The sequence below is a fragment of the uncultured Idiomarina sp. genome (assembly GCF_964010655.1).
In the GTDB taxonomy this organism is placed as follows: domain Bacteria; phylum Pseudomonadota; class Gammaproteobacteria; order Enterobacterales; family Alteromonadaceae; genus Idiomarina; species Idiomarina baltica.
Genome location: NZ_CAXGLS010000074.1, coordinates 1 through 5102 on the forward strand (window position 1 = coordinate 1; position 5102 = coordinate 5102).

At 38.6% G+C, this 5102-nt stretch carries 4 protein-coding genes; 1 reads left to right on the forward strand and 3 read right to left on the reverse strand.

The window, feature by feature from the left end:
* Nucleotides 1-128 precede the first annotated feature (128 nt).
* On the reverse strand, nucleotides 129-1193 hold the full coding sequence (locus tag ABNS04_RS12000; protein WP_071978693.1) for a patatin-like phospholipase family protein: 1065 nt from the start codon (nucleotides 1191-1193) through the stop codon (nucleotides 129-131).
* 51 nt (nucleotides 1194-1244) lie between these two features.
* Complete coding sequence (locus ABNS04_RS12005; RefSeq protein WP_071978692.1) at nucleotides 1245-2456, reverse strand: acyl-CoA dehydrogenase family protein; 1212 nt, start codon at nucleotides 2454-2456, stop codon at nucleotides 1245-1247.
* Nucleotides 2457-2647: 191 nt separating this feature from the next.
* On the opposite strand from ABNS04_RS12005, the gene ABNS04_RS12010 reads away from it, so the two are divergent.
* The gene (locus ABNS04_RS12010) at nucleotides 2648-3550 is read left to right on the forward strand and encodes a LysR family transcriptional regulator (RefSeq protein ID WP_196897290.1); all 903 of its coding nucleotides are present in this window, start codon (nucleotides 2648-2650) and stop codon (nucleotides 3548-3550) included.
* A 79-nt stretch (nucleotides 3551-3629) separates the two neighbouring features.
* Here ABNS04_RS12010 and ABNS04_RS12015 read toward each other — a convergent pair whose 3' ends face one another.
* The gene (locus ABNS04_RS12015) at nucleotides 3630-4841 is read right to left on the reverse strand and encodes an immunoglobulin-like domain-containing protein (RefSeq protein ID WP_278413778.1); all 1212 of its coding nucleotides are present in this window, start codon (nucleotides 4839-4841) and stop codon (nucleotides 3630-3632) included.
* Between the last annotated feature and the right edge of the window lie 261 nt (nucleotides 4842-5102).

Sequence of the window (5102 nt, forward strand, 5' to 3'; positions counted from 1 at the left end):
ACACGCCCTAGTAACTTTTAAAAAATGCCTCAGCACTTAGTTAAGTGTTGAGGCATTTTTATTGGCTAAAGCTTTAACGCAATCAATAACGTTGTGAAGGTTTATATTGAACAATCGGATTTGTTCACTTAATTACGTATTAGATCACTCATCGGTTTTATTCTGTCTAGCTTTTGCTTATTCATAAATTCATCAAAACTAATTGCTAGTTGCTCGCTTTGTTTGAGCACGTGTTGCCAATTCTTTATACGTTGTTCAGTTTCAATATCGGAAAAATCAGTTCTATCTGGAATTTTCTGATTAGGCAGTGATTGTATAAACGCTTTTGAAGGGCAGATAACGACCGTATTTTGATAATTTTCTTGGTGTACGCTTCGCTTTAAGTTTTTATCAAACCATCCTGCTTTTATATTGGCGCTAAAGTGAGGGTATAGCGTTAACCCTGGGTTATGAACTTTGATATCAAAGTGATAGTCAATGATGCCTCCGTCTCGATACATGCCATTTGGCGATCCTGGGATGTTTTCAATACCTGACATGACTAAGGGTATAGAACCTGAAGCCAATAGCGCTCCACGAAGGTTATCTTGTGTTAAATATTCTATTTGTGTGGTAAAGCCTGAAGGATCTGATATGGCTAAATCACTTGATTGTGGTTGATAGATAAAGCGCTGGTACTGACCTGATAATAGGCGTCGTGAAATTTTATTTTTAATAAAGCTGCTGGTTAGCCCTAGTATTTGTAATGCTTTATTTTCTCTTGCAACTAAACCACGGCACTTGGCAACGATAAAGTGTGATCTAAACACTGGGTTATGGATAATTTCTTTAACGCCATTATCACCTAATGAGTAATCAAGCATTTCCTGAGCAGATACTGAAATCTCACTTGCAGTTGGTTTGGTTGTGGCATAGCGCGCTTGTGAATAGTTTTCAGCAAGACGAGATATTGCAGCAACCGGATCATTTTGACCAAAACATGCGGCTCTAAACGCGCCTGCGCTAGAGCCAATAATATTAAGAGGATTTGTTCTCGAGTTAAAAAATTCGCCAAAAACGTATTTGTCTAAACCAAATAATGTGAACCATTTCGGACCACCACTAGCGCCAAGAAAGGTGTTGAATAGTTCTTGGCTAAACCCACGTTCTTGAATTGTTTTTAACGCGGTGTCTCCGGCGTAAATCTCTAACATAAATTTCAGTTTTATTTATTCAACAATACGTTATGCAAGCTTTTTACACGATTACTTACTGTAGTGTCTAGCTAAGTTTCTACCTAATTGCATCATGTGTACTTGATCTGGTCCATCTGCTAGTCGCAAAGTGCGTTGTCCTGCAAATTGATGTGCTAAGAAAGTATCTTGGCTTACTCCTACCGCGCCGTGTATTTGAATTGCTCTATCAAGGACATCAAGCGCTACATTTGGGGCTACAATTTTAATCATTGCAATAAGGTCTTTTGCCGCTTTATTTCCCACAGTATCCATTTTTTGTGCCGCTTTAAGCGTTAACAAACGTGCTTGTTCAATTTGACACGCCGATTTAGCGATATCTTCACGAACAGATTGTTGTTTTATCATCGATTGACCGAACACTACTCGGTTGCTTGCTCGTTGGCACATTAGCTCGAGTGCGCGTTGTGCAGCGCCAATTGATCGCATACAGTGATGAATACGTCCAGGACCTAATCGTCCTTGTGCGATTTCAAAGCCGCGACCTTCACCTGCGATGATATTATCAACGGGTACCCGCACATTATCAAAAATCACTTCTGCATGTCCTTCAGGGGAGTCGTCATAACCAAATACTTTCATTGGACGAGTGATGTTAACACCTGGTGTATTGATAGGAACGAGGATTTGCGATTGTTGTATGTGGCGGTTTTCATTGTCAGGGTCTGTTTTACCCATGACGATTAAAATTTTGCATTGTTCTCGACATGCGCCGCTAATATAGAATTTTTTGCCAGAGATAACGTACTCATCACCATCTCGAATAATTCGAGTTTCTATATTTGTTGCATCACTTGAAGCGACATCAGGCTCTGTCATGGCAAATGCCGATCTAATATCGCCGCTTAGTAGTGGCTCTAACCATTGTTGTTTTTGTTGTTCACTGCCGTATTTAGCTAATACTTCCATATTGCCCGTGTCAGGTGCACTGCAATTAAATACTTCCGGTGCCCAATATACTTTACCCATAATCTCAGCTAAAGGCGCGTACTCTAGATTTGTTAATCCTGGGCTATAGTCTCCGTAAGATAGAGGTAAGAATAAATTCCATAACTTTGCTTTTTTTGCTTTGGCTTTTAACTCTTCCATTATGGCTGGGGTTGTCCAAGGATTTTGCTCAACTTGTTGCTGATATAACGCCTCATTCGGGTAAACATGCTCATCCATAAAAGCAGTTAACGTTGCCATTAATTGTTTTACTTTATCGCTATATTCAAAATCCATGATTATTCCTGTAGTTATTTGTCTTTTAACTTATGTATATGGACATGCTATTTGTGCTACGTTAATTACACAAATGAATATTAGTTATCTGTTAGTATTCGAATTATGAATACAGTTAAGTAGATGGTAATAAAGTGGTTAGCTGATTGGTTAACTGGTAGGTGTCGGTTTAGTTATGTTAAAGGCGTGTGATGAAGATAGATCTTAATTTGTTTGTGGTCTTTGAGGCTATTTATTGTGAAGGCAACATAAGTAAAGCAGCGTCAGCATTAAATCTTTCACAACCTGCCGTAAGTCATTCATTAGCTAAACTAAGAGCGCATTTTGATGACAAGCTTTTTGTTAGGCAAGGAAATGCAATGCAGCCAACTGCATTAGCGAAAAATGTGATTGCTGATGTTCGAGAAGCGTTGCACCAACTTCAAGGGAGTTTGTATCAATCTAGGCAATTTGAGCCTTCTACGTCACGTAAGTATGTCTCAGTATCTATGCATAGTTCGTTAGAAGCGTCATATCTACCGTCTTTTACCAAAAGCATATTAACGCAATCACCAAATATTAACTTTACCAGTAAACGTGTAAAACGAAGTGAATTGGAAAATAAGTTAGCAAGTGGAGATATTGATATTGCCATCGATATTCTGCTACCCGTGAGTAATAACGTTATGCATGAGCAATTAAAAAAAGATCGCTTAGTTGTTGTAGCACGAGAGGAACACCCGATCTTTAAAGAGCCATTTACCCTAGAAGAATATCTTAAATATACGCATGTTCTTGTTTCTACAAGAGCATCAGGTCCTAGCTTAGAAGACTTTGAACTAGGGCGCTTAGGCATAAAACGTAAAGTCGGACTTAGGTGCCAACACTTGTTATCTGCGTGCCGAGTGATCATGGATAATGATATGTTACTCACTTTACCGGAAAAGTCTGCCAGGATGTATTGTGGTATCTTACCTATAGTGGTAAAACCAATGCCCGTTGAATTACCTCCGTTAGATGTACATATTTATTGGCATAGAAATGTCGATAAAGACCCGGCAAATTTGTGGCTAAGGGATAAGGTTACCAGTGCAGTTGAAACTGAATATAAATAACAGAGTAAATTGATACGCAAAAAAGGCTAACACCACGCTGTTAGCCTTTAACGAATACAAATGCTTTTATCAAACACTTTTATTTAGAGTGGCTTAGCAGCCAGTCATAAATATTTTGATCGTACTCATCGTATCGAGTATCAAATACGTACCCTTGCGCGCCACCTGCCATTCCGCTTAAATCAAATATACTGTGATGTAACTCGTGACCAGCGCCATCAATAAGTGAAAGCTTTGGTAAAACTGTTGGTTGGCAATTTTCAATAATACGGTGGTATCCAGCAGTACTAGTACCATGGGCTACTACCTCGTCATTGTTACCGTGAAATAACCACATTGGTATTGTTTCAATACCACATAAATAGTTTGGGACTTGGCTACCGTATGGGTAACCACCAGAAACTGAAATAATTGCAGCAATTTTTTCAGGGTGCTTAACGGCGTAATCATAACTTGCTAAGCCTCCTTGACTCCAGCCGGTCATGTATACTTTGTCCTTATCTACATTGTATGTATGAAGCGCATAATCAACGAAAGCATTAAAGCGAAATACATTATCAATACCATCAACAAAGCCAAAATGGGGAGTTAATACGATAAAAGGTAAGTTTTCATCCCATTTGTTGTTTTTTATCATGGTAATTGGTCCGCCGTTATCCACTACGGCAGCAAGCGCTGCTTCAGGATCTGTCGTTGAACGGGGAGATGCATTAACACCATTACCGTGGTTAAAGATAATTAACGGGTATTTTTTATCTGGATCAATACCATAATCATTAGGAAGGTGCTCAATATAGCCAAAATTTGACTGAGTCGTTAATACTGGGCGTTGAGTAAGTGGGGTGGGTTTATCTTGGTAAACTCGAACCAAGCGGTTGACTTCAACGGCATCATTACTGTCGCTATCGGTTAATGTATATCGAACGATATAATCTCCAGAAGTATTAATATCGATACTATGATTGATATTAATTTGTGTGCTTATGTCGCCATCAACTTCATCAAACCCTTGCGCACCTAATTCAGTATAATCTTCGCCTCGTTGCAAGATAATGACGTTATTGCCATTTAACGTTATTTGTGGCTTTTCTTGTGACTGGCTTAGATCTGGTATTGGAATATTCCACCACATTTCATCAGGATGAATAGATTGTTGAGTGTCTGGTACTAATCCTTCTGCTGCGCCTTCTGTGTTGCACCCGCTAGCTAACAAAGTGCTTAATAGTGCTGTAAATAAACCTATGTTTCTTAAAATATTTTTTAATTCATTACGACTCTCTTGATGACTCATTTTTTAAACTTAATACGTGTGACGCGGGTTTAATTAATAGTAATTTGATATCAAATACTATGTATGAGTTTTTAACGGCAGGATATCTGTGGTGAATGGCGATTAGATATTTATTTTGACATACCTTTGTAAGTGAATGTGTTTGAACGATCCCTGAAAAGTAGCAATTAGTCATATAGAATCGGCCATTTATCACTTTAACGTGGCGGCTTTTTTTGAATTAGCTTTTAGTTTACGTACCGATAAAGATCAATGAGAGTG

Bases quoted from the DNA above. Each gene is read 5' to 3' on its own strand.
- ABNS04_RS12000 (WP_071978693.1), bottom strand. From the start codon at position 1,193: ATGTTAGAGATTTACGCCGGAGACACCGCGTTAAAAACAATTCAAGAA.
- ABNS04_RS12005 (WP_071978692.1), bottom strand. From the start codon at position 2,456: ATGGATTTTGAATATAGCGATAAAGTAAAACAATTAATGGCAACGTTA.
- ABNS04_RS12010 (WP_196897290.1), top strand. From the start codon at position 2,648: ATGAAGATAGATCTTAATTTGTTTGTGGTCTTTGAGGCTATTTATTGT.
- ABNS04_RS12015 (WP_278413778.1), bottom strand. From the start codon at position 4,841: ATGAGTCATCAAGAGAGTCGTAATGAATTAAAAAATATTTTAAGAAAC.